Source organism: Brevibacterium linens (assembly GCF_003999335.1).
Classification (GTDB): domain Bacteria; phylum Actinomycetota; class Actinomycetes; order Actinomycetales; family Brevibacteriaceae; genus Brevibacterium; species Brevibacterium linens.
Genome location: NZ_CP026734.1, coordinates 740,361 through 762,920, shown reverse-complemented (window position 1 = coordinate 762,920; position 22,560 = coordinate 740,361). Strand labels below are relative to the sequence as shown.

At 65.5% G+C, this 22,560-nt stretch carries 24 protein-coding genes; 17 read left to right on the top strand and 7 right to left on the bottom strand.

Features of this window, described 5'->3' with window-relative positions:
- Positions 1 to 32: 32 nt before the first annotated feature.
- Both CXR29_RS03175 and CXR29_RS03170 read left to right on the top strand, forming a co-directional pair.
- On the top strand, positions 33 to 662 hold the full coding sequence (locus CXR29_RS03175; protein ID WP_127363876.1) for a hypothetical protein: 630 nt from the start codon (positions 33 to 35) through the stop codon (positions 660 to 662).
- A gap of 31 nt (positions 663 to 693) precedes the next feature.
- Complete coding sequence (locus CXR29_RS03170) at positions 694 to 1,425, top strand: GTP pyrophosphokinase (protein ID WP_127363875.1); 732 nt, start codon at positions 694 to 696, stop codon at positions 1,423 to 1,425.
- Here CXR29_RS03170 and CXR29_RS03165 read toward each other — a convergent pair.
- Positions 1,406 to 1,984 carry a dihydrofolate reductase family protein gene (locus CXR29_RS03165; RefSeq protein WP_127363874.1) on the bottom strand — a complete coding sequence of 193 codons (579 nt, stop codon included), beginning with the start codon at positions 1,982 to 1,984 and terminating at the stop codon, positions 1,406 to 1,408. The genes CXR29_RS03170 and CXR29_RS03165 overlap by 20 nt on opposite strands.
- A 263-nt stretch (positions 1,985 to 2,247) precedes the next feature.
- Here CXR29_RS03165 and CXR29_RS03160 point away from each other — a divergent pair, with 263 nt between their 5' ends.
- A complete protein-coding gene (locus tag CXR29_RS03160) occupies positions 2,248 to 2,940 on the top strand; it encodes an SDR family NAD(P)-dependent oxidoreductase (protein WP_127363873.1) in 693 nt (230 codons plus the stop codon).
- A gap of 36 nt (positions 2,941 to 2,976) precedes the next feature.
- Here the strand turns inward: CXR29_RS03160 and CXR29_RS03155 are convergent, their stop codons facing one another.
- Together CXR29_RS03155 and CXR29_RS03150 are read right to left on the bottom strand one after the other, a co-directional pair.
- Positions 2,977 to 4,485, bottom strand: coding sequence for a multicopper oxidase family protein (locus CXR29_RS03155; protein WP_127363872.1), 1,509 nt, complete (start codon positions 4,483 to 4,485; stop codon positions 2,977 to 2,979).
- A complete protein-coding gene (locus tag CXR29_RS03150) occupies positions 4,482 to 4,886 on the bottom strand; it encodes a hypothetical protein (RefSeq protein WP_127363871.1) in 405 nt (134 codons plus the stop codon). Before CXR29_RS03150 ends, CXR29_RS03155 begins: the two co-directional genes overlap by 4 nt.
- 152 nt (positions 4,887 to 5,038) lie before the next feature.
- Between CXR29_RS03150 and CXR29_RS03145 the strand changes: the two genes are divergently transcribed.
- The 3 genes from CXR29_RS03145 to CXR29_RS03135 all read left to right on the top strand — a co-directional run bounded on the left by CXR29_RS03145 (position 5,039) and on the right by CXR29_RS03135 (position 7,261).
- The gene (locus CXR29_RS03145) at positions 5,039 to 6,217 is read left to right on the top strand and encodes a sensor histidine kinase (RefSeq protein ID WP_127363870.1); all 1,179 of its coding nucleotides are present in this window, start codon (positions 5,039 to 5,041) and stop codon (positions 6,215 to 6,217) included.
- Positions 6,214 to 6,894: a response regulator gene (locus tag CXR29_RS03140; protein ID WP_127363869.1), complete on the top strand. Its 681-nt coding sequence runs from the start codon at positions 6,214 to 6,216 to the stop codon at positions 6,892 to 6,894. Before CXR29_RS03145 ends, CXR29_RS03140 begins: the two co-directional genes overlap by 4 nt.
- A gap of 121 nt (positions 6,895 to 7,015) precedes the next feature.
- Positions 7,016 to 7,261, top strand: coding sequence for a hypothetical protein (locus CXR29_RS03135; RefSeq protein ID WP_127363868.1), 246 nt, complete (start codon positions 7,016 to 7,018; stop codon positions 7,259 to 7,261).
- Here the strand turns inward: CXR29_RS03135 and CXR29_RS03130 are convergent, their stop codons facing one another.
- The 4 genes from CXR29_RS03130 to CXR29_RS03115 all read right to left on the bottom strand — a co-directional run bounded on the left by CXR29_RS03130 (position 7,262) and on the right by CXR29_RS03115 (position 9,506).
- Positions 7,262 to 7,615, bottom strand: a complete 354-nt coding sequence (locus tag CXR29_RS03130; RefSeq protein ID WP_127363867.1) for a VOC family protein — start codon at positions 7,613 to 7,615, stop codon at positions 7,262 to 7,264.
- Positions 7,616 to 7,619: 4 nt separating this feature from the next.
- On the bottom strand, positions 7,620 to 8,153 hold the full coding sequence (locus tag CXR29_RS03125) for an O-acetyl-ADP-ribose deacetylase (RefSeq protein WP_127363866.1): 534 nt from the start codon (positions 8,151 to 8,153) through the stop codon (positions 7,620 to 7,622).
- Between the two features lie 91 nt (positions 8,154 to 8,244).
- Positions 8,245 to 8,469, bottom strand: a complete 225-nt coding sequence (locus tag CXR29_RS03120; RefSeq protein WP_127363865.1) for a sulfurtransferase TusA family protein — start codon at positions 8,467 to 8,469, stop codon at positions 8,245 to 8,247.
- Positions 8,466 to 9,506, bottom strand: coding sequence for a YeeE/YedE family protein (locus CXR29_RS03115; protein ID WP_127363864.1), 1,041 nt, complete (start codon positions 9,504 to 9,506; stop codon positions 8,466 to 8,468). The genes CXR29_RS03120 and CXR29_RS03115 overlap by 4 nt, the downstream gene beginning before the upstream one ends.
- Positions 9,507 to 9,720: 214 nt before the next feature.
- On the opposite strand from CXR29_RS03115, the gene CXR29_RS03110 reads away from it, so the two are divergent.
- From CXR29_RS03110 to CXR29_RS03060, 11 genes are all read left to right on the top strand, one after another.
- Positions 9,721 to 11,118 carry an MmgE/PrpD family protein gene (locus tag CXR29_RS03110; RefSeq protein ID WP_101596479.1) on the top strand — a complete coding sequence of 466 codons (1,398 nt, stop codon included), beginning with the start codon at positions 9,721 to 9,723 and terminating at the stop codon, positions 11,116 to 11,118.
- 93 nt (positions 11,119 to 11,211) lie between these two features.
- A complete protein-coding gene (locus CXR29_RS03105) occupies positions 11,212 to 12,048 on the top strand; it encodes a phosphosulfolactate synthase (protein WP_101554267.1) in 837 nt (278 codons plus the stop codon).
- Positions 12,049 to 12,221: 173 nt separating this feature from the next.
- Positions 12,222 to 13,406 (top strand): 4-hydroxybenzoate 3-monooxygenase, encoded by a 1,185-nt coding sequence (locus CXR29_RS03100; protein ID WP_127363863.1) that lies wholly within the window; start codon positions 12,222 to 12,224, stop codon positions 13,404 to 13,406.
- Between the two features lie 48 nt (positions 13,407 to 13,454).
- The gene (gene pcaH / locus CXR29_RS03095) at positions 13,455 to 14,279 is read left to right on the top strand and encodes a protocatechuate 3,4-dioxygenase subunit beta (protein ID WP_101554269.1); all 825 of its coding nucleotides are present in this window, start codon (positions 13,455 to 13,457) and stop codon (positions 14,277 to 14,279) included.
- Positions 14,272 to 14,856, top strand: coding sequence for a protocatechuate 3,4-dioxygenase subunit alpha (gene pcaG, locus CXR29_RS03090; RefSeq protein WP_127363862.1), 585 nt, complete (start codon positions 14,272 to 14,274; stop codon positions 14,854 to 14,856). The genes pcaH and pcaG overlap by 8 nt, the downstream gene beginning before the upstream one ends.
- 6 nt (positions 14,857 to 14,862) lie before the next feature.
- Positions 14,863 to 16,233: a lyase family protein gene (locus CXR29_RS03085; RefSeq protein WP_127363861.1), complete on the top strand. Its 1,371-nt coding sequence runs from the start codon at positions 14,863 to 14,865 to the stop codon at positions 16,231 to 16,233.
- Positions 16,234 to 16,277: 44 nt separating this feature from the next.
- Positions 16,278 to 17,582, top strand: coding sequence for a bifunctional 3-oxoadipate enol-lactonase/4-carboxymuconolactone decarboxylase PcaDC (gene pcaDC, locus CXR29_RS18095; RefSeq protein ID WP_127363860.1), 1,305 nt, complete (start codon positions 16,278 to 16,280; stop codon positions 17,580 to 17,582).
- 110 nt (positions 17,583 to 17,692) lie between these two features.
- Complete coding sequence (locus tag CXR29_RS03075; RefSeq protein ID WP_127363859.1) at positions 17,693 to 18,910, top strand: MFS transporter; 1,218 nt, start codon at positions 17,693 to 17,695, stop codon at positions 18,908 to 18,910.
- A 107-nt stretch (positions 18,911 to 19,017) separates the two neighbouring features.
- Entirely contained in the window at positions 19,018 to 19,752 is a 735-nt protein-coding gene (locus tag CXR29_RS03070) for a peptidylprolyl isomerase (protein WP_127363858.1), read from the top strand.
- A gap of 233 nt (positions 19,753 to 19,985) precedes the next feature.
- Entirely contained in the window at positions 19,986 to 21,419 is a 1,434-nt protein-coding gene (locus CXR29_RS03065; RefSeq protein WP_127363857.1) for an MFS transporter, read from the top strand.
- 262 nt (positions 21,420 to 21,681) lie between these two features.
- The gene (locus CXR29_RS03060) at positions 21,682 to 22,497 is read left to right on the top strand and encodes an ABC transporter substrate-binding protein (protein ID WP_127363856.1); all 816 of its coding nucleotides are present in this window, start codon (positions 21,682 to 21,684) and stop codon (positions 22,495 to 22,497) included.
- The last annotated feature ends 63 nt before the right edge of the window (positions 22,498 to 22,560 follow it).

Here is a 22,560-nt window from a genome sequence, read left to right as displayed (position 1 = left end):
AACTGCTTTCGTCGACAAGGGAGTCGCTCACCATGGAATGGGGTTGGAACCCAGACACGGTCATCGCCGTCGCTACTTTCGTCGCCATGCTCGCCGCTACAGCGGCAGGAATCTTTGCCGGTATCTCATTCGTCCAGATGAAGAAGCAGGCACTTGAGGCGGAGAAGCAGACTGCGCACGCCAGGCAGCAGGCTGAAGCGGCGAGCAAACAACTTGAATGGGCGCGGATCGACAGAGAACGTGAGCATGCCGAATCAGTCGCAGCCTGGACTGAGTTGGACGGGAACGATCTCAAAGTAGTCGTCCAGAATCGCTCGTTCGCCCCGATCTACGATGTGCGCATAGCAAGTTGCCTGGGCACTCAAGGGAATCCGGAACTCTACTACGCGGCAAGGAAGAATATGGTTCCCCCCTCTGCGGATCGCGGGCACATCATCGATCCTGCCTGGGCGACGAAAGCCAATCTCGACGGCTGGGTGACCAGGCACCCTAAGAACCCGCACCCTCGCGTCGACCTCATCTTCTTCGACAAGTTCGGTGTGCAATGGAGACGCCGTTATGACGGATTGCTAGAACGGCACCCAACCCAGTTTGAGATTCCCTCTGAGTGGCGCGATGCGACAGGGAAATCGCTGACCGGCAAACGTGAGCCTCCTCGATAGACTGGCCCGACATTCGGACATCGGGAGAGAGATGACGCCAGCAGAGACGGCACTGACACCGCAGCAGATCGAGAGCATACGCACCCTGCGGCTGGAATTCTCGAGGATGCTCATGCACCACCGCTTCGTCGTCAATGAGGTCCTCACGAAACTGTCGATCCTCCGCGAGGAATCGATCTATGCGCGCAGCTACAACCCGATCGAGCACATCTCGTCACGGGTGAAGTCTCCGCGCAGCCTGCTGGAGAAGGTGCACCGTCGGGGCCTGCCACTCGACACCGACGTCATCCGCGAGAGGATCACGGACATCGCCGGCATCCGCATCACCTGCAGCTTCATCGCCGACACCTATCATGTGCTCGAGCTGCTCACCGCCCAGGACGACATCCGGGTCGTGGAGATCAAGGACTACATCGCCCACCCGAAGCCCAACGGCTACCGCAGCCTGCACGCGATCCTCGAGGTGCCCGTGTTCCTCAGCGGCGGGCCGGTTCCGGTCATCTGCGAGGTGCAGATCCGCACGATCGCGATGGACTTCTGGGCGAGCCTCGAGCACAAGATCCATTACAAGTTCGACGGCGACGTCCCCGATCGCCTCATCGACGAACTCACCGAGGCGGCCGATGCGTCCGATCAGCTCGACCGGAGGATGGAGCAGCTCCATTCCGAGGTCCGCGAGGGTACCGCCGACATCGATTCCGGGGAGGAGTTCGACGAGGAGGCGCTGCGCATCCTCTGGGACCTCAGCCGGCAGGAGGGCTAGCCCTCTTGGGCCGGTAGGTCCGCCCGAAGCTGCGCGGATTCGCCTTGTCGATCGCCTCGAGCACCCAGTCGACCCGGCGTCCGCCGGGCACGTCGAAGATCCGGGTTCCGTCGCCGAGGAAGACCGGGGCGACGTAGACCTGGAGTTCGTCGATGAGGTCGACCTCGAGCGCCTGCCGAGCGATATCGGCGCTGATGATCTGGATGTCGCGGTCACCGGCGATGGTGCGAGCACGGTCGATCGCCTCGGCGATGGTGCAGTTCATCGCGGTCACCGAGGTGTCTCCCGCCAATTCCCCGGGGCGATGAGTGAGGATGAACTCTGTTCCCGACCACGCACCGCCGTAGGCCTCGGATGTCATCTCGTCGCGTTCATCGGCCTGCGCCTTGGCCGCGTCGTAGCCGCGGCGACCGGAGATGATGACGGCGACCTTGGAGGCCATGTCTTCGGTGGTGCCTTCGGCGTTGGGTTCGGACGCCGATAGCCACGACATATCGTGATCCGGCCCGGCGATGAACCCGTCGATCGAGGCGGTGAATCCCCATGCCACTTTTCCCATCGCTCCCCCTCGAGCTGCGGTGATCGGCGTAGTTATTTCGGTTTCTAAATCTCTATTGCGTTTATAGACCTTTATAGAGTTTATAAAGTTTATAGAGTTTATAGAACCACGCCGACGCGAATGGGTGAAGCTTTCCGAGTCGTCGACCATCCGTCCCAGCAAGTGACCGATCAGACGGAATTTCAGCACCGAGACCAGCGTTGCGCCTGGTGAGGGCCACATCAGCGGGGTCCCGAAGATTTTCGAGAAAGAAGGTCATCACCATGGCAGATTTCACGGACAAGGTCGCGCTCGTCACCGGCGGCGGATCGGGGCTCGGGGCAGCCGAGCGTGTCGCCCGCGAGATCACCGAGGCCGGAGGCACCGCCTCGGCGATCCAGCAGGACACGTCCTCGAAGGAGGACTCGGAGAAGGTCGTCAAGTTCGCCGTCGACACCTACGGCGGACTCAACTTCGCCGTGAACAACGCGGGCATCGGCGGCAAGCAGGCTCCCGCCGGCGAGACGGACCTCGATTCCTGGGATCAGGTCATCGACGTCAACCTCAACGGCGTGCTCTACGGCATGCGTTTCCAGATCCCGGCCATGCTCAAGGCCGGCGCGAAGGACTCCGCCATCGTCAATATGGCCTCGATCCACGGAACCGTCGCCGCGATCAACAACGGCGCCTACACGGCTGCCAAGCACGGCGTCGTCGGCATCACGAAGAATGCCGCCGCCGAATACGGCGCCGAGGGTCTGCGCATCAACGCCGTTGGTCCCGGCTACATCACGACCCCGCTGCTCGAGTCGAGCCTGGATGCCGAGGTCATCGAAGGGCTGAAGGCCAAGCATCCCCTCGGCCGCTTGGGCACCGCCGATGAAGTTGCAAAGGTCGTATCGTTCCTGCTCTCCGACGATGCCTCGTTCGTCACCGGCGCCTATTACCTCATTGACGGCGGCTACACCGCGGTGTGATCGCTCTGTCGATGACGCACGAGCACTGTCACCGCCTCAGTGCTCGTGCCCGGCCTCTTCGTGACCAGCCGGCACCCCGACTTCTGCCTCCTGACCTCGCTCGATGACGACGAACTGGCCCATCATGCCCTCGTCCTCGTGCAGCAGCATGTGGCAGTGATACATGTACGGCATCGTCGGGTCGGCGTAGTCCTCGAATCGCATGAGCAGTCGGTAGTCGCGGTTCGGTTCGAGGTAGATCGTGTCCTTCCTTCCGCTCATCTCCACCGGCGGCGTCTCCCCGTCGACCGAGAGCACCTCGAACTGCACATCGTGGATATGGAAACTGTGCGGAATCGGCTGCGTGCTGCGCACCTCCCACACTTCGGTGTCGCCGACGTAGGCCACCTCGTCGATGCGGTTCATGTCCATCCGCTTACCGTTGATCTCACGTTCCTCGAGTTCGAACTTACGGGTCTTGGCTGCCTCAGCCTCAACAGGGGCGTCCTCCTCGGCGTGCGACGACGGCGACCACGCTGGCTCGGGTGCCGGTGTCAGGGTCTCGGCCGCGCGGAACTCGAGAACGTCGAAGGAATCGTGTCCGCCCATCGTCGCCGGCACCGCCACTCCGCCGAGGTCGACCTCGGCCGAGCGCATCCGCACCGTCTCACCCGCGGTGAAGTCGACGACCACCTCGGCGCGCTCCCCCGGCGCCAACCGGAGTTGGTCGACCTCGGCTGGTTCGTCGAGGAGTCCGCCGTCACCGGCGATGAGATCCATCGACCGATCGGGGAATTCGAAGGCGTACGTCCTCGCCGTCGATCCGTTGAGCAGACGCAGCCGCACCTTCTCCGACATCACCTCCTGCACCCCGCCGATCGTGCCGTTGACCATGACGGTGTCGCCGAGCATCCCCGGCTCGGCCCCGTCGTGCGAAAGCTCGAGCTGCCCGTTGTCGAAGGACTTGTCCTGGACGATGAGCGGCAGGTCATCGACCCCGTACTCGTGTGGCAGCTCGGCAGACCGGGTCGCGTCATCGTCGAGGATGACCATCCCGGCCAGCCCTTTGTACACGTGGTCTTCGGTCTTCCCATGTGGATGCGGGTGGTACCAGAGGGTCGCGGCCTGCTGGTCGATCGTCCAGTGCGGTTTCCACGTCTGACCAGGGTCGATCATCTGGTGCGGTCCTCCGTCCATCGTCGCCGGCAGATGCATCCCGTGCCAGTGCACGCTCGTCGGTTCGTCGAGTTCGTTCGCGACGTCGACGGCGACCTTCTCCCCGCGTTCGGCCCGCAAGGTGGGCCCGAGGAACTCCCCGTTGAACCCCCAGGTCTCCGTCGGCCCGTCCTGACCGGGAAACTCCGTCGACCCTTTCTGAGCGGTCAGGTCGAAGGTGCGCACCCCGTCCTCGACCGTCGATTCCGCCAACGGCGGGACGGCCAGTTTGTTGGTGAACTCGGCCTCCGTCACCGAGGTGGTCGACACTCCGCAGCCAGCCAACCCGACCGCAACGACCAGTGTGACCGCCGTACCGGCTGCGACCGCCGCGGGTTTGCGCCGTCTCATCGCTGCTCCCGCTTCCCAAGCATCGCCTGGATGCCGGCCGCAGCCAGCCCGGCAAGCGCGCCGACGCCGGCGCCCATCGCCACGCTGGGGATGAAGGCCATGAGCATGGAGGGGCCTGCGCCCGTCATTCCGGTACTGGCGAGCAGGCCTCCGAGGGCGAGGTTGAGGAACCCGTATGCGGCACCGCAGATCGTCAGGGTGAGCACGGGCCGGGCAACGCGGGCGAAGCCGACTGTCCCGATCCACACCGCTCCGGTGAGACCGAGCAGGATGAGCGCACGGACGGCACCGTCACCGAGGATAGGCCACAGTCCGGTCAGCGGCCACAGCAGTGCCAGCGAGGACAGACCGACGATGAGCGGCCAGGACAGGTGACGGTTCGAATGTGTTGTCGACTTCATGCCCTCAACTCTTCCGGTCGGCCGGATTTCCCACATCGACGCTGAGGCGTCAGTTCCTTCCGCCCCCAGTCAAGGCTCGAATCGCCTGCAGGCGACCGCCCGATCAACGCCGAACGACTGCGGTCAGCGCGAATGCTCCGTAGTCTTGGACTATGGGTTCGGCAGCTGCGGGTGAGACGGGTGAGGAGCGCGAGCGCCTCGAACCGTGGCTGACCGATGCGTCCGTGGCGGTTGCGGTGACCCTGGTGATCTCGCTCGTCATCGCCGCCGATGCCGAGTCCTCCCCGCTGCCCGGCGTCGCCTGGGCCATCGGCTTCGGAGCCCTGCTGCTCCTGCGTCGCCATCTGCCGCTGCTCGTTCTAGCCGTGACCGTGTTCGGGATCTTCGCCTACTACGCTCTGAAACTGCCGCCGATCGGCATGGTCCTACCCGCTGTCGGTGCCCTCTACTCCACTGCCGAGGTGCGACGCACCTCGTGGGCGGTGCTCGGTGCCGCCGTGCTCATCGCTGTGTCGACGTTCTACCGGTTCGATGACCTCGACCCGCGTGCCCAACTGACCGGGTATGGCTTCGTCACCGAACTCGCCCTGGCAGCCGCGGCGATCGCCCTGGGTTCCGTGGTTCGCCTGGTCCGGGAGACCCGCATGCAGTCGGCGCGCATTGCCGCCCTCACCACGGCCGAGGAGTCCCGGGCCGCCGAGGCGCGGATGCACTCCGAACGGGTGCGAATCGCCCGCGACCTCCACGATACGATCGGCCACACTTTGTCCGTGGCCTCCCTGCATACCTCCGTGGCGGCCGAGGCCGTGGACCCGGACGACCGTGCGGCCGCACTCGAACGGGTGCGCGGGGCCACCTCGGAGGCACTGCGGGAACTGCGTCGCACGGTCAAGGTGCTCCGTGAGGAGTCCGTGGGTGAGACCGACGCGGGACCCGCCTCGGCGCTGGGCTTGGCTTCGATCTCCTCCGTCGTCGAGGCGGCCCGAGCCGCCGGCCTCGAGGTCACGGTCGAGACCGACGTCGGCCCCGGAAGGCTGCCGCGAGCAGTCGACGCGGCGGCCTTCCGGATCGTCCAGGAGTCGGTGACGAACGTGCTCCGCCATTCGGGGGCGAGCGCGGCCCGTGTCTCGGCGCAGGTACGCGGCGACGAACTCGTCGTTCGCATCGCCGATGACGGGCACGGCGGATTCGCGGACACGGCCGCCGGTGCCGGCATCCGCGGGATGAGGGAACGGGCGGGACTGCTCGGGGGCCGCCTCGGTGCCGGACCGAGCGACGAAGGGTTCACTGTGACAGCGCACCTGCCGATCGACGTGGAGGAGAACAGATGACCGAGGCGATCCGCGTCGTCATCGTCGACGATCAGGAACTGGTCCGAGCGGGTCTGCGGCCCCTGGCTGAACGCGACGGAGACATTTCGGTCGTCGCCGAGGCGGCGGACGGGAGATCAGGCCTGTCCCATGTGCGGGAGCTGCGCCCCGATGTCGTGCTCATGGACATCCGCATGCCCGTCATGGACGGGATCAAGGCGACGCAGGCCATCGTCGCCGATGGTGCGCTGAACGGGGTCAGGGTGCTCATGCTCACCACCTTCGACGAGGACGAGAACGTCTTTGCCGCCATTCGCGCCGGCGCCGCCGGGTACCTACTCAAGGACGTCTCCCCCGACGATCTGCGCGGCGCGATCCGCACGGTCGCCGCCGGTGACGCCCTGCTGTCGCCATCGGTCACCGCTGCGGTCATGCGGGCCGTCGCCGAGGGACACTCCTCCGATCCGGACGGCCATGGGCTCGATGAGCTGACCGAACGGGAAGTCGAGGTCCTCAGCGGAATCGGGCGCGGACTGACCAATGACGAGATCGCCGCCGAACTCTTCCTCAGCCCCGCCACGGCTCGCACCTATGTCAGCCGACTGCTCACTCGCCTCGACGCTCGGGACCGAGCGGCGCTCATCGTGCTCGCCTATGAGACGGGGCTGGTCCGGCCAGGCGGAGGCGCTCCTCGCTGATCGGAACCGACTCCCATCGAACGTCCTCCGATCACCCAGTGCACACTCTGACTGCAGGAGTAGCGTTGCAGGCACAGCCCAAAAGGTTTGGACCGTGGACGAAAACACCAGGTGATCGACCATGAGCACAACCCAGATCTATCAGTCTCCGCAGCCCCTGCAGGTGGTCCTCGGCAAGAGTGCGGCGCTGTTCCTCTTCCTCGGCGTCCTCGGCTTCCTCTTCGTCAAGGTCGTCGGCCCGATCCTCCAGACCGGACCCGAATATGTCATCGAGGCGATCGTCTCCGGGGTCCCGCTGCTCATCGCCGCCGGATGCGCCGTCACCGCGCTGACGCTGACGATCGTGCACCGGATCCGGCGTTCCTGATCAGCGAGAGTGCGCGACGATATTGAACACGTTGCCATCGGGTGCGCGGACGAAGAACCGTCGCACTCCCCATTCCTCGTCAGTGAGCGGGTGGACGATCTCGATGCCCTGCTCCTGTGCTTCGGCGAAGGCGGCATCGACGTCCTCGACGAGCACCGAAGCCACAGGATTCGTCTGCCCGGTCTCATCCTCGGTGAGCACCTGCACGCTGGCGCCGGTATCCGGGGAGGTGAAGCGTGCGACCCAGCCGAGGTTGAACTCCTCGCTGCTCAGCCCGAGGAAGCCCGCATAGAACTCCCGAGCGGCGTCGAGATCGTCGACTGCGATGTCCGGGATGACTCTGTTGACCTGCATGCCATCACCACTGATCGTGGTCGAAGACCTGGCAGAACACGCTGGTCATCTGATCGCTGAAGAGGACGAACTGCAGCTCGTCGATCGATTCCCAGCGCCCGCGGGACCGTCCGTCGACGATGACGCTGTGCGCCGCCTCGGCGACGTCTCTGGGCGACCAGCCGTAGACTCCGCCGCCGATGGCGGGGAACGCGATCGAGGAGGCTCCGACCTCCTCGGCGAGGTTGAGGCTCGACTCGAAACAGGACTCGAGGATCTCCGGGTCCGCCTCACCCGCGTTCCGATTCGGTCCGACCGTGTGGATGACCCAGCGGGCAGGCAGATCCCCCGCCGAGGTGGCCACGGCCTGACCCGGCGGCAGACCGCGCACATGGGTGGTCTGCCTGACCTCGCGGCAGGCTTCGAGCAGCGCGGGACCAGCCGCGCGGTGGATGGCTCCGTCGACTCCGCCGCCACCGAGCAGAGACGAATTCGCGGCGTTGACGATCGCGTCGACGGCCACCTCGGTGATATCGCCTTCGAGAACCGTGATCTTCATGCCTCGAGTCTAGACATCGGCACTGACAATGCACATCGGCTGGCGCAGCTTTTCAGCTGCGCCAGCCGATGTGGCTGGGTTCTTCCGTGAGTCAGGCCTTTTGGACTGTGATCGTCCAGCTGGCATCGGTGACGCGGTCGAAGTGGGTGACCGGGTAGCCGTTTTCTGCGGCCCACTGCGGGATCGCCTCGGTGGCCTGGGTGCAATCGAAGTTGATGACGAGTTCGTCGCCGCCCGTCAGCCCGTCCATGGCTTCCTTCGCCTCGACGAGGGGGAAGGGGCAGACGAGACCGTCCGTTTCGAGTACCTGTTTCATACTGTCCTGCTTTCCGCCGCCGGCGCCGGGGCCGACGACTTACGGGGCTTGATGGTTGCCTTGGCGGCGATTCCCGCGCCGACGATCATGAACAGAGTCGCAACCCAGCCCTGATATTCGAACTGCGCGGTCGAGACCATGGAGTTGCCGACGGTGCAGCCGCCGGCGATGGCCGCGCCCACGCCCATGCCGATGCCGCCGATGATCGACCTGATGATGGTGGCCTGATCGGGGACGCGGACTCGGAACTCGCCGGAGGCCCTGGCCGCGATGAGGGAGCCGACGAGGATGCCGATGACAAGCATGACACCCCAGTCGATGAGCTCGGCGTCACCGGTGGCGAGATAGCCGGTGAGGTGGGCCGAGGGCGTCGTGATGCCCAGCCCGGAGTTGCGCCCCGTGGCTGCCGACAGCGGCCAGGCGACCGTGGCGATGATGCCGATGACCACTGCGGTGGCGAAGGGGTTCCAGCGCTTCTCCGTGAGCAGGTGGGCAAGCCCGGTCTTCCGGGGAGGCAGTGCGGCCATCGGGGTCTTGAGCTTGCGCGCGTGGTGGACGGTCAGCCAGACGGCGATGGCCGAGATGACGACGACGAAGACCCAGGGGCTCAGGCCCATGCTCGCCTGGAGACTTCCGTTGTCCAGGGTGATCGAACGGATGCCCTCGGTGAATTCGGCGCCCGGCCCGAGTTTCATGACGGCCGAGAACAGCGCATAGAAGATGAGGGCGAACCAGCTGCCCACGAGCCCTTCTCCGGCCCGGTAGTAGGTGCCCGCGAAGACCATGGAGAAGCCGAAGACAAGGCCGCCGACGATCGAGGCCAGCCACGGGAAGGGTTCTGCCTCGAGAGTGATGACGCCGAAGCTGTTGAGCAGAAATAGGCCGATCGAGTGGACCGCGACAAGAACGATGAGAGCGGAGAACCAGCGGGTGTTCCCCGTCAGGGTGAGATCGCGAAACGCCCCGGTGACGCAGAATCGACCTCGCTGGAAGACGAACCCGAGGATCAGGCCGACAACAAGCCCAGTAATGATCACGGCACTGCTTTCTCTGGATGACAGATATGCAAGACGAGCAACAGCCCTCAATTTTGCTCAACAATCATCGTCGAGTCAGCGTCGCACCGTCATATGCCGCAATGCAGCGGGCCAACGGCGCACGATGTGACGCACATCTCCCCCAAAGTATCTTGACGTCAAGATACTTTCGGGAGATGATTAGGTTAACCTAACCTACAGAGGAGAGGTCATCATGACAGACAGTCAGCCAAGGCAATCACTCACGGAAGTGCAGTCACTCGCCCAGTTCGTCGACAGAGCCTCGCTGGAGATGCTCAGCGACACGGCACTCGAACAGCTCAAGATCCGCGTGCTCGACACGATCGGCGTCGCCATCGGCGCCCTCGACGCGCAGCCGCTCAAGGAGATCAGGTCACTGATCCAGGACCTCGACGCCGGGCACGGGGCCACCCTCATCGGCGGCGGTCACGCCAGCCCCGATCATGCGGCCTTCTTCAACTCCGCACTGAGCAGGTACCTCGACTTCATGGATGCCTATCTCGCGAAGGGCGAGACGAACCACCCCTCGGACAACATGGGTGCGGTGCTCGCCGCGGCCGAACACGCCGACGCCTCCGGAGCGGACTTCCTCACGGCTTTCGCCGTCGCCTATCAGATCCACGCTCGGCTCTCGGACGTCGCCCCGGTCCGCGACCTCGGCTTCGACCACACGACGCAGGGCGCCTTCGCCGCCGGAGCCGCCGCAGCCAAGGCCCTCGGACTGAATGCCGAGCAGATCGCCAACGCCGCGGCCATGGCCGGCACCGCCAACGTCGCCCTGCGGGTGACGCGGACGGGAGACCTCAGCCATTGGAAGGGACTGGCCTATCCGCACGTGTCGAAGGAGGGGGTCTTCGATGCCCTGCTGGCCGCCCGCGGCATCACCGGCCCGGCCGAGGTCTTCGAAGGCAACAAGGGCTTCAAGGCCCTGGCGGGCGATTTCGAGATCGATTGGTCGGCCGAGGACCTCGAGAAGGTCACCGACACGATCATCAAGAAGCACAATGCCGAGATCCACTCGCAGTCGGCCCTCGACGCCGCACAGGCTATCCGCCGGCAGGAGGGATTCCGCGCCGAGGCCATCTCGGGTGTCGAGCTGACCACCTTCGATGTCGCCTATTCGATCATCGGCGGCGGCGAGGAGGGCGACAAACGCACCATCCGCACCAAGGAGGAGGCCGATCACTCGCTGCCGTGGATGGTCGCGGTCGTCCTCCTCGACGGCGAGCTCAATCCGGAGCAGTACGACCCCGACCGGATCACCGCCGAGGATGTGCAGGATCTCATGCACAAGGTGACGATCACGCCCTCCGACGAGTTCAGTGACCGCTTCCCTGATCACATGTGCGCCGACCTCGTCGTCACCCTCGACGACGGCACGCAGCTGCACGCGAGCACCGAGGACTACGAGGGGTTCACGACGAACCCGCTCGACTGGGAGGGAGCGCGCCGGAAGTTCGACGCTCTGGTCTCCCCCTTCGCCGAGGCGGAGCAGCGTGACGAGATCGCCGAACTCGTCCATGATCTCGAGAACCACCGGATCCGTGAGCTCACGGAGGTCCTCGCACGCATCCCCCAGACTCGCAGCTGAGGCTGCGTCACCCCGCCGGAGGATCCGGCAGCCGCCGGCGGAAAGCCGGCACCCCGTCGGCACCTGCGCCGACATTCGAAGAAAGGAAAGACCATGTCGAACGCAATTGATTTCGATGTGTCCATGAACTTCGTTCCCCGCGCATACCGCCCGGCCAAGCCACGCACCGTCGGCATGACCGAGATCCGCGCACCGTACTACTCGACCTACGGCACCCGTCACCTCCAGGATGTCTTCGACGTCGCCGGCCAGTGGGTCGACGGCATCAAGTGGGCGGGAGGATCCTTCTCGCTCGTCCCGCCCGAGCAGGTCAGGGCGTTCAGCGACATCGCACACGAGAACGGGGCCTATGTGTCCTCCGGCGGCTGGATCGAGACGGTCCTGCGCTATGGGGACGAGGCGGTCGATCAGTATCTCAAGGAGGCCAAGGAGGTCGGATTCGACGTCATCGAGATCTCGACCGGCTTCATCATGCTCCCGACCTCCGGTCTGGAGCGCCTCGTCGAGAAGGTCGTCAGGGCCGGGCTCAAGGCCAAGCCCGAACTGGGCATCCAGATCGGTTCGGGCGGAGACTCCGGTGAGGCCGAACTCGCCGCCGAGTCCGCGAAGGACATCGGCGACCTCGTCGATCGCGGACAGCGGGCGCTCGACGCCGGAGCTTCGATCATCATGATCGAGTCCGAGGGCATCACGGAGAACGTCGATGAGTGGAATACGGCGGCCGCCGCCTCCATCATCAACGGTCTCGGCCTGGAGAGCGTCATGTTCGAGGCCGCCGACGGACCCGTCTTCGAGTGGTACGTCAAGAACTACGGCAACGAATGCAACCTGTTCGTCGACCACTCGCAGATCCTCCAGCTCGAGGGCCTGCGCCAGAACATCTGGGGCAACAAGTCCACCTGGGGACGGGTGATCAACCCGGCTCCGTGAGCTGAGGCCGAGGCGGCTCGGTCAGACTGACCGGCCTTGCGAAAACGAAGGCACCGGCGGTTCCCGTCGGTGCCTTCGCCATACCCTCCGGTCTCTCATTCATTGAGAACGTCGTCGCCTCACGTCCGTGACTGGGAGCACACTGTTGAGAAGAGACAGGCAAGGAGGCCACAGTGGCACAACTTCAGACAGACGTCGCGATCGTCGGAGCCGGACCAGCGGGACTCATGCTCGCGCACCTGCTGCACAATGCAGGCATCGAGTCCGTCGTCATCGACAATCGCAGCCGCGACGACATCGCCCACACCCACCGCGCCGGCATCCTCGAAGCAGGATCGGTGCGCAGGCTCGAGGCCGCAGGCGTCGAATCCCGCGTCCACACAGACGGGCACCGCCACGACGGCATCGACATCCGAGTCAACGGCGCCTCGAACCACTTCGACTTCCCCGAACTCGTCGGCGAATCCGTCTGGCTCTACCCCCAGAACGAGATCTTCGTCGACCTCTCCGCCGCCCGCAAACGGACCGGCCGCCCCACCTATTATTCGGTCACGGACACCCGCCTCGGCGATGTCGAAACCGAACGTCCATGGGTCACCGCCACCACTGAGGGCGGCGACGAACTGCGCATCGACGCCCGCTACGTCGTCGGCGCCGACGGCTCCCGCGGACCATGCCGCTCGATGATCCCCGACGGCACCCGGCAGCGCTACTTCCACGAGTACCCGTTCGCCTGGTTCGGCATCCTCTGCGAAGCCCCGCCCAGCCACGAAGTCCTCATCTACTCCCGCTCCGAACGCGGCTTCGCCCTCATCTCCCAGCGCTCCGACAACGTCCAGCGAATGTACTTCCAGGCCTCCCCCGACACCGACGTCGCCGAATGGTCCGACGACCGGATCTGGACCGAACTCCAGGCCCGCGTCGACGGCCCCGACGGCTTCGAACTCAAGACCGGGCCGATCTTCGACAAGACCGTGCTCCCCTTCCGCTCGGCCGTGACCGAACCGATGCAGCACGGTTCGATGTTCCTCGCCGGCGACAGCGCCCACACCGTACCACCGACCGGAGCGAAGGGCCTCAACCTCGCCTTCGCCGACGTCGCCGTGCTCGCACCGGCCCTCATTTCGGCGCTCAAGGATTCCGACGCCGAGGCGCTGGCCGGCTATTCGCAGACCGCGACCAAACGCGTGTGGAAAGCCCAGAATTTCTCGTACCAGATGACACGGATGCTCCACACCGACCCGACTCAGGATGTCTTCGAAACGAAGCGCAGCCTCGGCGAGCTCCGGTCCATCCTCGAATCAGACCACGGTCGCCGCTACCTGGCCGAGTGCTATACCGGCTGGCTTCACGGCTGAGCCGCCACGACCCCACCACGATCTCAACGCAAGCAGAAAGGTTCGACGATGAGTGCACAGCAGAACTCGGACGCCGAAGATCAGACCGTGAAAGGTCCCGACGACGCCGCCGAATCTCAGGCGACGCTGTCCGCCGAGATCGACGGCATCGAAGCGCAGTACAAGCAGGACGTTGCGGGCGGCAGGAAGCCCGAGACTCAGCCGCGCCTGGACTACCGGCCCTACCGGTCGTCGATCCTGCGTCATCCGACGAAGGACCCCCGCCACACCGACCCGGAGACCATCGAGCTCTTCTCCCCCGCTTTCGGGCACCGGGACATCGGCACGCTCGAATCGGATCTCACCATCCAGGCCGACGGCGAACCCATCGGCGAGCGCATCCGCGTCACCGGTCGGGTCCTCGACGGCGAAGGCCGCCCTGTACGCAATCAGCTCGTCGAGATCTGGCAGGCGAACTCGGCCGGCCGCTATATCCACAAGCGCGACCAGCACCCGGCTCCGATCGACCCGAACTTCACCGGCGTCGGACGCACCCTGACCGGCGACGACGGCTCCTATTCGTTCACGACGATCAAACCGGGCCCCTACCCGTGGAAGAACCACCACAATGCCTGGCGACCGGCCCATATCCACTTCTCGCTCTTCGGATCCGAGTTCACACAGCGGATGATCACCCAGATGTACTTCCCCGGGGATCCGCTCTTCGCTCTCGACCCGATCTACCAGTCGATCACCGATCAAAAGGCGCGCGACCGCCTCGTGGCGACCTATGACCACAACATCACCGAGCACGAATTCCTCATGGGCTTTAACTGGGACATCGTGCTCACCGGCGCCAACCGGACCTGGATGGAAGAAGAGGACGATGACTGACACTCCCACGACCCCTGATCTGACTCCGACCCCGGGCCAGACCGTCGGTCCGTTCTACGGCTATGCGCTGCCGTTCGATCACGACAATGAGCTCGTTCCGCCCGGTTCGGCTCGCGCCGTGCAGCTGACAGGAACCGTCTATGACGGGGCCGGTGACCCGGTCCCCGATGCCATCCTCGAGATCTGGCAGCCCGATGAGCACGGCGTCGTCCCCCGCGAGACAGGCTCGCTTCGCCGCAACGGCTTCACCTTCACCGGCTTCGGCCGCGCCGCCGTCGACCCCGAAGGCGAGTTCAGCTTCTCCACGGTCGATCCCGGCCCCACCGAGGCGGGGAAGGCACCTTTCATCAGCGTCGTCATCTTCGCCCGCGGGCTGCTCAACCGCCTGTTCACCCGCATCTATCTGCCCGAGGACACCGCGGCCCTGGCCGCCGACCCGCTCCTGTCCTCGCTCGACGACGACGAGCGCTCCCGCCTCATCGCCACTCGAGGGGCTGACGGATCGCTGCGCTTCGACATACGGTTGCAGGGTGAGGAGGAAACCCCCTTCCTCCGTTTCCCCAGCCACGAGGACTGACGCGACATGACCGACACCGCCCACACCCGGTTCCTCTTCGCCCCCGGCGATCTGCGCGGATCCGAAGCCATCGACGACGCCGCGTTCATCACTGCGATCGGCCAAGTCGAGACCGCATGGATCGTCGCGCAGGGACGGGTGGGGCTGGTGTCGTCGGAGATCCGCGCCGAGGTGGCCGCCGCCATCGATGCCACGATCCGCACGCTCACGGACGATCACACCCAATTGCAGACCCTCGGCGAGGATGCCGAATCCGGAGGCAACCCGCTCATCCCGTTCCTCGCTCTCGTCCGCTCCCGGCTCTCTTCTGAAGCCTCACGCTGCCTGCACCGGGGACTGACCAGCCAAGACGTCATCGATACGGCGATCGGTCTGCTCGTCTCCCGCGTCGTTCGACAGATGCAGGCCAGGCTCGAAGTCATCGGCGCCTCCCTCGTCGAACTCTCCGACGCTCACGCGAAGACCCTGTGCCTGGCCCGCACTCTCACGCAGCCGGCGCTGCCGACGACCTTCGGACTCAAGGCCGCAGCCTGGGCCGCCGAGGTCAATGAAGTCCAGGGGCAGGCGCCCTACGTCGACTATGTGCAGGTCGGCGGGGCCGCCGGCACCCGTGCCGCGATCCGCTGGTTCGCCGGCGACTCCACCGAATCCCTGCTGCGCGAATTCCACGTCCAGATGGTCGGCCCCGATGCGGCACTCACCCAGATCCCCGTTCCCTGGCACACCGATCGCGTCCGCATTCTCTCCTGGGGCTCCCACCTCGCCCAATGCGTCACCGTCGGGGCGTCCATCGCCCGCGACGTCCTCATCGGCGTGCGTCCCGAGATCGGTGAGCTGTCCCTGGCCTCCACCGGCGGATCCTCGACGATGCCACACAAGTCGAACCCCACCTCGGCGGTGCTGCTCCACCGCAACGGAATGCGCGTCCCAGGTTCCCTGTCGACTCTGACCACGGCCGCAGCCGAAGCCGTCGAAGAACGCTCCGACGGTGCCTGGCATGCCGAATGGCCGACCCTGTCCGAACTCATGACCCTGGCGATCTCCTCGCTCATCATTCTCGATGAGATGATCGCGGGCCTGCAGGTCAACGCCGATGCCATGCGCGTCAACCTCGATGCCGCGTCCCCCGGGATCTTCGGGGAGAAGCTCGGCATCGTCTTCGGCGATCGCCTGGACAAGGACGCCCGCGCGGCCATCATCGCCCCCGGCTCCGACCCCGTCGCCGCCCTGGCCTCTGCGATCGGGGAGGAAGACGGAATCGAGGAGTTCTTCACCCCCGAGTCCTACCTCGGTGAGGCCGAGGACATCCGCCGGTCCATTCTGGCGACCATCGACAGCTCCGGACCGCAGGAACCCGACCTGCCGCCCTTCGACTGAGACCTGAATTTCGACTGAAGAAACGACCGAAGAAAGTGACAACCATGGACCTCACCGCATCCGTTCTTGCCGCCCCCGCTGCCCCTGCCGCCGACGCCCGGGTGCTCGTCGTCCTGCCCTCGCTGGGCACTTCCGCGGCCGCCCTGTGGCAGCAGGCCGCCACCGAGCTCTCCGCACTCAGCCCGGAGACGGCGGTCATCGGCATCGACCTGCCCGGCCACGGCCGTTCGGCTCCGATCGGTGTCCCCGCGGGGACGTCAGCGGCCCCGCGGATCACGATGTCCGACCTCGCCGAGGCGGTCCTTGACACCCTCGACCGGGTCCTTCCCGATGTGGCCGCCCCCGGCGCCCCCGTCGACCTCGCCGGTGATTCGATCGGCGGGGCCACGGCCCTGCAGCTGGCGCTCGACCACGGAGACCGCTTCGGCCGCATCGCCGTCTTCTGCACAGGCGCGAAGATCGGTGAAGCGACGGCCTGGGAGGAACGCGCACAGACCGTAGCGACCTCGGGCACCCCGACCCAGATCATCGGTTCGGCACAGCGCTGGTTCGGCGAAGGCTTCATGGACCGCGAACCGGAGGCCTCGGCTGCACTCCTGCACTCACTGCAGGACGCCGACCGCTTCTCCTATGCTTCCCTCTGCTACGCGCTGGCCGACTTCGATGTCCGCGCACGACTGCCCGAGATCACCCGTCCCCTGCTCGCCGTCGCGGGGTCTCAGGACCAGCCGACTCCGGCGACGAAGCTCGCCGAGATCGCAAATGGAGTTCCCGGCGCGCTCCTCGAAGTCATCGACGGCGCCGCCCACCTCGTGCCGGCCGAGGCTCCGGTCGTGACCGCGGGTCTGCTCGCTGATTTCCTGCAGGGAAAGGGACTCGGCGCCGGTGCCGGCGGGGTGGCGTCCACCGAGGCCGCAACCGAGCTGCCGACCGCCTCGGGGCCGCGGGAAGCCAGCCGTGACCAGGTGCGCGAGGCCGGAACGACCGTGCGTCGGCAGGTTCTCTCCGACGCCCATGTCGACCGCGCGAATGCGAAGGTCGATGACTTCACGGCCGACTTCCAGGACCTCATCACCCGCTACGCCTGGGGAGAGATCTGGACCCGACCGGGACTCGAACGTCGCATGCGCTCGGCGATCACGCTCACGGCCATGATCGCCGGAGGCCACGAAGCGGAGCTGGCGATGCACGTCAAGGCTGCGCTGCGCAACGGGCTCACCCGCGATGAGATCAAGGAGGTCCTCCTCCAGTCGGCCATCTACTGCTCCGTGCCGAGCGCGAACACCGCTTTCTCCGTCGCCTCGCAGGCTCTGGCCGAATACGACGCCGAGGAAGCGGACGCCGACTGAGGCTGTTCGAATCGTCACATTGGGCGCCTCGGGGGTTACGAGGAATCGCTGGGGGCAATAGGCTGGTGCGGTTGCCTCGCCGATCCCGCTTTTCCCCTTGAAGGAGCCCTATGAGTGATGCCCCGGTCTCCCGCGGAGTCTACAAGTTCGCCGTCTTCGCCTTGGCGATCGGCGCCTTCGCCATCGGGGTGACAGAATTCGCGACCATGGGCCTCCTGCCGATGATCGCCGAAGAACTGGGCATCACGGTCCCCCAGGCCGGACATGCGGTGTCGTTCTATGCGATCGGCGTCGTCGTCGGTGCACCCCTGATCACGACCATCGCCGCACACATGGATCGCAAGCTGCTGCTCCTGTGCATGATGGGCCTCTTCGCTCTGGGCAACCTCGCCTCGATGCTCGCCCCGACCGCGACGCTGTTCAATATCGCCCGCTTCGTCTCCGGACTGCCGCACGGAGCCTACCTGGGCATCGGAGCGGTCGTCGCCGCCTCCCTCGTCCCGGCCAATCGCCGCGGCCGGGCCATGTCACGAGTGATGCTCGGCCTGACGATCGCGAACATCTTCGGCGTGCCCTTCGCCGCGGCCCTGGGCAATATGTTCGGCTGGCGCAGCGCCTACGCTCTCGTCGCCGGCCTGGGAGTGCTCACCGTCATCATGGTCGCTGTCGGCGTGCCGCGCGTGAGTGTCGGAGCCGGTGAGGTTCCCTCGGCCCGAGGCGAGATCAAGGCGCTCGGCCGCGTGCAGATCATCCTCACCCTCGTTGCCGGATCAGTCGGCTTCGGCGGAATGTTCGCCGTCTACACCTACATCACCCCGACGATGACCGACGTCGCCGGCGTCCCCGGCGTCGCGATCCCGTGGGTGCTCGCCGTCTACGGCCTGGGCATGACCGCAGGCTCGCTGATTGCAGGACCCCTGGTCGACAAGTCCATCGAACGCTCGGCCACCGGCGGCATGATCCTCTCGGCTCTCGTGCTCGCCGCCTTCGGCGCCTTCACCCATATCGCCGCCATTGCGATCATCGCCCTCTTCCTCATCGGCATCTCCGGGTCCATGATCACCACGGCCCTGCAGATGCGTCTGTTCCGCGAATCCCATGACGCCCCGAGCCTGTCCGCGGCCATGAACCACGCCGCCTTCAACCTCGCCAATGCGCTCGGCGCGTGGCTCGGCGGAATCGTCATCACCGCCGGCCTCGGCTACCGCGCACCGGCGTGGGTGGGCGTGGGCCTGTGCGTGTCCGGACTCATCGTCATCTCCGTTGCGATCTTCCTTCGCCGAGGCGGCTCCCCCGACCCGAGCACCCGCACCTCCGTCGAGACCTGAGTCCCGGGCCGCGCCGAGACACGGGCTGCGTGTCGAGAAACGCATGCGCGCGCCCGTGTCTCGACACCGCGCCCGTGTCTCGATGACAGTGCCGATACGATGAACGCATGGATCACTTCGCGCAGAGTCGCTCTCATGCCCTGACTCGTCGTCCGCAGTCAGCCGTTGTGCTGGCACTGGCGGCCTTCGCCGTCTTCGCTCTTCTGCTGCTGAGCGGATGCGGATCGTCTGATTCCGAGGGTGATTCCAGCGGCTCCGCAGCCGAATCCGACTCCTCGGCGGCAGCGGGCACCTGCTCGTACCCAGCCGATTCGCAGGCGGGCGCGAAGGACGTCGACGCACCGGCAGAGGAACCGGAGGCGAAGGGCACTGTCGACGCCACTATCGCAACCAACGTCGGGGACCTCGCAGTGACTCTCGATGCCGACCGAGCCCCGTGCACCGTCAACAGCTTCCTGTCGCTGGCCGCGCAGAAGTACTTCGACGACACCGAATGCCACCGCCTGACCACCGAGGGCATCTTCGTCCTCCAGTGCGGTGACCCCACGGGCACAGGCACAGGCGGTCCCGGCTACTCGTTCGCCGATGAGCTCGACGGCTCCGAGACCTACCCGGCGGGCACTCTGGCCATGGCGAACTCCGGCCCCGATACGAACGGCTCCCAGTTCTTCGTCGTCTACGATGACAGCTCGCTGCCGCCCGACTACACCGTGTTCGGACAGTTGGATGAGAAGAGCACGAAGACCGTCGCGGATCTCGCTGCCAAGGGCACGGACTCCGGCGCCGGCGACGGCGCACCCAAGGAGAAAGTGACGATCACCGAGGTCACGGCTCAGAATTGAGCGCCGGGCGGACTCAGCGCCCGGTGGCCCGGCAGTCCGGTCCGAGTTGTCCAGAACACTTCGACCACCTAGTAATCTCATTCGGTGAGACTCCGAAATCACGTTTTGTGAGACGGGCGTAATGTCGATTCGTCGCCGTCGACGCTGTGCCTGACACAGCGCCGACGGCCTTTTCCATCGGCATGGACCACCCGCCCGTGCCTGCACTCACGACACAGCGGAGCACCACCACCATGCCCACCGAAACACAGCCGGAGAATCCCTCCTCGGCACCCGGAGTCGACGACGCAATCGCAGCGACTCGGAAGAACAACACCCGCGGCAAGGTCCTGACCGCCTCGATGGTCGGCACCACGATCGAGTTCTTCGATTTCTACGCCTACGCCACGGCCTCCTCGCTGGTCTTCCCGGCCCTCTTCTTCCCCAATCAGACATCGACGACTCAGCTGCTGAGCTCGTTCGCGATCTTCGGCGTCGCCTTCGTCGCCCGCCCCCTCGGCTCGATCATCTTCGGCCACTTCGGTGACCGCATCGGCCGGAAGAAGACGCTCATCGCCTCCCTGCTCATCATGGGCATCGGCACCTTCCTCATCGGCCTGCTGCCGACCGCCAGCACGCCGGGCTGGGTCGTCCTCGCCCCGCTGTTCCTCGTCCTCCTGCGCTTCTGCCAGGGAGTCGGCCTCGGCGGCGAATGGTCGGGCGCGGCGCTACTGGCCACCGAGAATGCCCCGAAGGGCAAGCGCGCCATCTGGGGCACCTTCCCGCAGCTCGGCGCGCCCGTCGGCTTCATCATCGCGAACCTGCTCTTCGTCGCCCTCGGCACCTGGACCTCCCCCGAGGCGTTCCTCGCCTGGGGCTGGCGCATTCCGTTCCTGCTCTCGGCGCTGCTCGTGGCCGTCGGCCTCTATGTCCGCATGTCGCTCATGGAGACCCCGGCGTTCCAGCTCGTCGCGCAGAAGCAGCAGATCTCGAAGGCCCCGCTCGGACGGGTCTTCGCCACGAGCTGGAAGCCGCTCATCCTCGGCACGTTCATCATGCTCGCGACCTACGTGATCTTCTACTTCATGACCGCGTTCACCCTCACCTACGGCACCTCGCCGGCCACCCCCGAACAGGCTCAGACCGCCGCCGAGGCGGCCGGGAAGAACTTCGACCCTGCGGGCTTCGTCGCGGGGCTGGGGTACACGAAGAACGAGTTCCTCACCTACCTCATCATCGGAGTGGTGTTCTTCGGAATCTTCACCGTCGTCTCCGGACCACTGGCCGAGAAGCTGGGTCGGCGGAAGATGCTGCTGGGCGTGACCGTGCTCATCGCCGCCTACGGACTCGTCGTCAATGCCCTGTTCAATGCCGGCACCCCGGGAGTCATCATCGGCCTCATCGTCGGCTTCATCCTCATGGGGCTGACCTTCGGACCGATGGCTGCATACCTGCCGGAGCTCTTCCCCGCCAACGTCCGCTACACCGGATCGGCGATCTCCTACAACATGTCCAGCGTCATCGGAGCCGGTCCCGCACCGTTCGCCATGGTCGCACTGTGGCAGGCCGAAGGAGGGTCGATCGTCTACTGCGGCCTCTACATCATCGCCGCAGCGATCCTCACGATCATTGCCCTGTGGCTGGCCAAGGACACCTCGGAGATCGACATGGAGGACCAGCTCAGCTGAGGCTGCCGAGCTCGACCAATGCCCCGAGGGCCCGACCGACGTTGTCGTCGGTCGGGCCCTTTCGCGTCCGCGGTCGGCGGCTCAGGCCGGTCGCCCGCATACACGGCAACACTACGATTTCGTCACAACCACCTCGGCGATCATCGATGCAACATGAGTGTGACTCAATTCACGGTAGGATTTCTCGCAGACACTGCTCAGACTGCAACGTCAGAGCGGACCGCGTACGTGACTCACCAGTCACCGATCTCCTGGAGGAACCATGAAACGACGCTCGAGCCTGGCCATTCTGGCCGCCGGCGCCATGCTCGCCCTGTCCGCCTGCGGCGGCGGAGGCGATTCCGAGGCGAAGAGCGACAGCGGCGTGCCGCTCGTCGAGGACGGGAAGCTCACTGTCTGCTCGGACATCCCCTACGAGCCGTTCGAGTTCGTCGACGGCGGAGAGAACGTCGGCTTCGACATGGACTTGGCGCAGGCCACCGCCGAAGACCTCAAGGTCGAGCTCAACGTCATCACCACAGCCTTCGAAGCCATCCAGTCCGGTTCCGCCCTCGATACCGCACAGTGCGATATTGCACTGTCAGGTATGTCGATCACCGACGATCGCAAGACGAAGATGGACTTCTCGGAGCCCTACCTCAAGGACAACCTCGGCCTGATGGTCACGAAGAAATCCGGAATCAAGGGAATCGACGACGTCAAGGGGCAGAAGGTCGGCGTGCAGCAGGCGACGACCGGTGAGACCTATGCCAAGGACCACGGTGCGACTCCAGTGCAATTCGAGGACTCGGGCCTCATGACGCAGGCGATCCAGACCGGCCAGGTGGATTCAGTGATTGGCAACATTTCGATCATTTCGACGGCTGTCGAGTCCGATGACAAGCTCGAGTTCGTCGAGGAGTACGACACGGGTGAGGTGCTCGGCGCCGGCGTGAAGAAGGGCAACAAGGAGTTGCTCGATGCCTTCGCATCGACTATGAAGCGCCTGTACGAAGACGGCGGCTACGACAAGTCGGTCGACAAGTGGTTCGGCGACGTTGCCGATGCCGCCCGCATCCCCGAAGCCGACCGCAGCTGATACGCGACTCCATCAGCAGATACTGATTGCATTTGCCCGCTTCCGGAGCCCCAGTGAGGGCTC

Excerpts from the sequence above, each read along its gene's own strand:
- CXR29_RS03175 (WP_127363876.1), top strand. The coding sequence starts at position 33 with ATGGAATGGGGTTGGAACCCAGACACGGTCATCGCCGTCGCTACTTTC.
- CXR29_RS03170 (WP_127363875.1), top strand. The coding sequence starts at position 694 with ATGACGCCAGCAGAGACGGCACTGACACCGCAGCAGATCGAGAGCATA.
- CXR29_RS03165 (WP_127363874.1), bottom strand. The coding sequence starts at position 1,984 with ATGGGAAAAGTGGCATGGGGATTCACCGCCTCGATCGACGGGTTCATC.
- CXR29_RS03160 (WP_127363873.1), top strand. The coding sequence starts at position 2,248 with ATGGCAGATTTCACGGACAAGGTCGCGCTCGTCACCGGCGGCGGATCG.
- CXR29_RS03155 (WP_127363872.1), bottom strand. The coding sequence starts at position 4,485 with ATGAGACGGCGCAAACCCGCGGCGGTCGCAGCCGGTACGGCGGTCACA.
- CXR29_RS03150 (WP_127363871.1), bottom strand. The coding sequence starts at position 4,886 with ATGAAGTCGACAACACATTCGAACCGTCACCTGTCCTGGCCGCTCATC.
- CXR29_RS03145 (WP_127363870.1), top strand. The coding sequence starts at position 5,039 with ATGGGTTCGGCAGCTGCGGGTGAGACGGGTGAGGAGCGCGAGCGCCTC.
- CXR29_RS03140 (WP_127363869.1), top strand. The coding sequence starts at position 6,214 with ATGACCGAGGCGATCCGCGTCGTCATCGTCGACGATCAGGAACTGGTC.
- CXR29_RS03135 (WP_127363868.1), top strand. The coding sequence starts at position 7,016 with ATGAGCACAACCCAGATCTATCAGTCTCCGCAGCCCCTGCAGGTGGTC.
- CXR29_RS03130 (WP_127363867.1), bottom strand. The coding sequence starts at position 7,615 with ATGCAGGTCAACAGAGTCATCCCGGACATCGCAGTCGACGATCTCGAC.
- CXR29_RS03125 (WP_127363866.1), bottom strand. The coding sequence starts at position 8,153 with ATGAAGATCACGGTTCTCGAAGGCGATATCACCGAGGTGGCCGTCGAC.
- CXR29_RS03120 (WP_127363865.1), bottom strand. The coding sequence starts at position 8,469 with ATGAAACAGGTACTCGAAACGGACGGTCTCGTCTGCCCCTTCCCCCTC.
- CXR29_RS03110 (WP_101596479.1), top strand. The coding sequence starts at position 9,721 with ATGACAGACAGTCAGCCAAGGCAATCACTCACGGAAGTGCAGTCACTC.
- CXR29_RS03105 (WP_101554267.1), top strand. The coding sequence starts at position 11,212 with ATGTCGAACGCAATTGATTTCGATGTGTCCATGAACTTCGTTCCCCGC.
- pcaH (WP_101554269.1), top strand. The coding sequence starts at position 13,455 with ATGAGTGCACAGCAGAACTCGGACGCCGAAGATCAGACCGTGAAAGGT.
- pcaG (WP_127363862.1), top strand. The coding sequence starts at position 14,272 with ATGACTGACACTCCCACGACCCCTGATCTGACTCCGACCCCGGGCCAG.
- CXR29_RS03085 (WP_127363861.1), top strand. The coding sequence starts at position 14,863 with ATGACCGACACCGCCCACACCCGGTTCCTCTTCGCCCCCGGCGATCTG.
- pcaDC (WP_127363860.1), top strand. The coding sequence starts at position 16,278 with ATGGACCTCACCGCATCCGTTCTTGCCGCCCCCGCTGCCCCTGCCGCC.
- CXR29_RS03075 (WP_127363859.1), top strand. The coding sequence starts at position 17,693 with ATGAGTGATGCCCCGGTCTCCCGCGGAGTCTACAAGTTCGCCGTCTTC.
- CXR29_RS03070 (WP_127363858.1), top strand. The coding sequence starts at position 19,018 with ATGGATCACTTCGCGCAGAGTCGCTCTCATGCCCTGACTCGTCGTCCG.
- CXR29_RS03065 (WP_127363857.1), top strand. The coding sequence starts at position 19,986 with ATGCCCACCGAAACACAGCCGGAGAATCCCTCCTCGGCACCCGGAGTC.
- CXR29_RS03060 (WP_127363856.1), top strand. The coding sequence starts at position 21,682 with ATGAAACGACGCTCGAGCCTGGCCATTCTGGCCGCCGGCGCCATGCTC.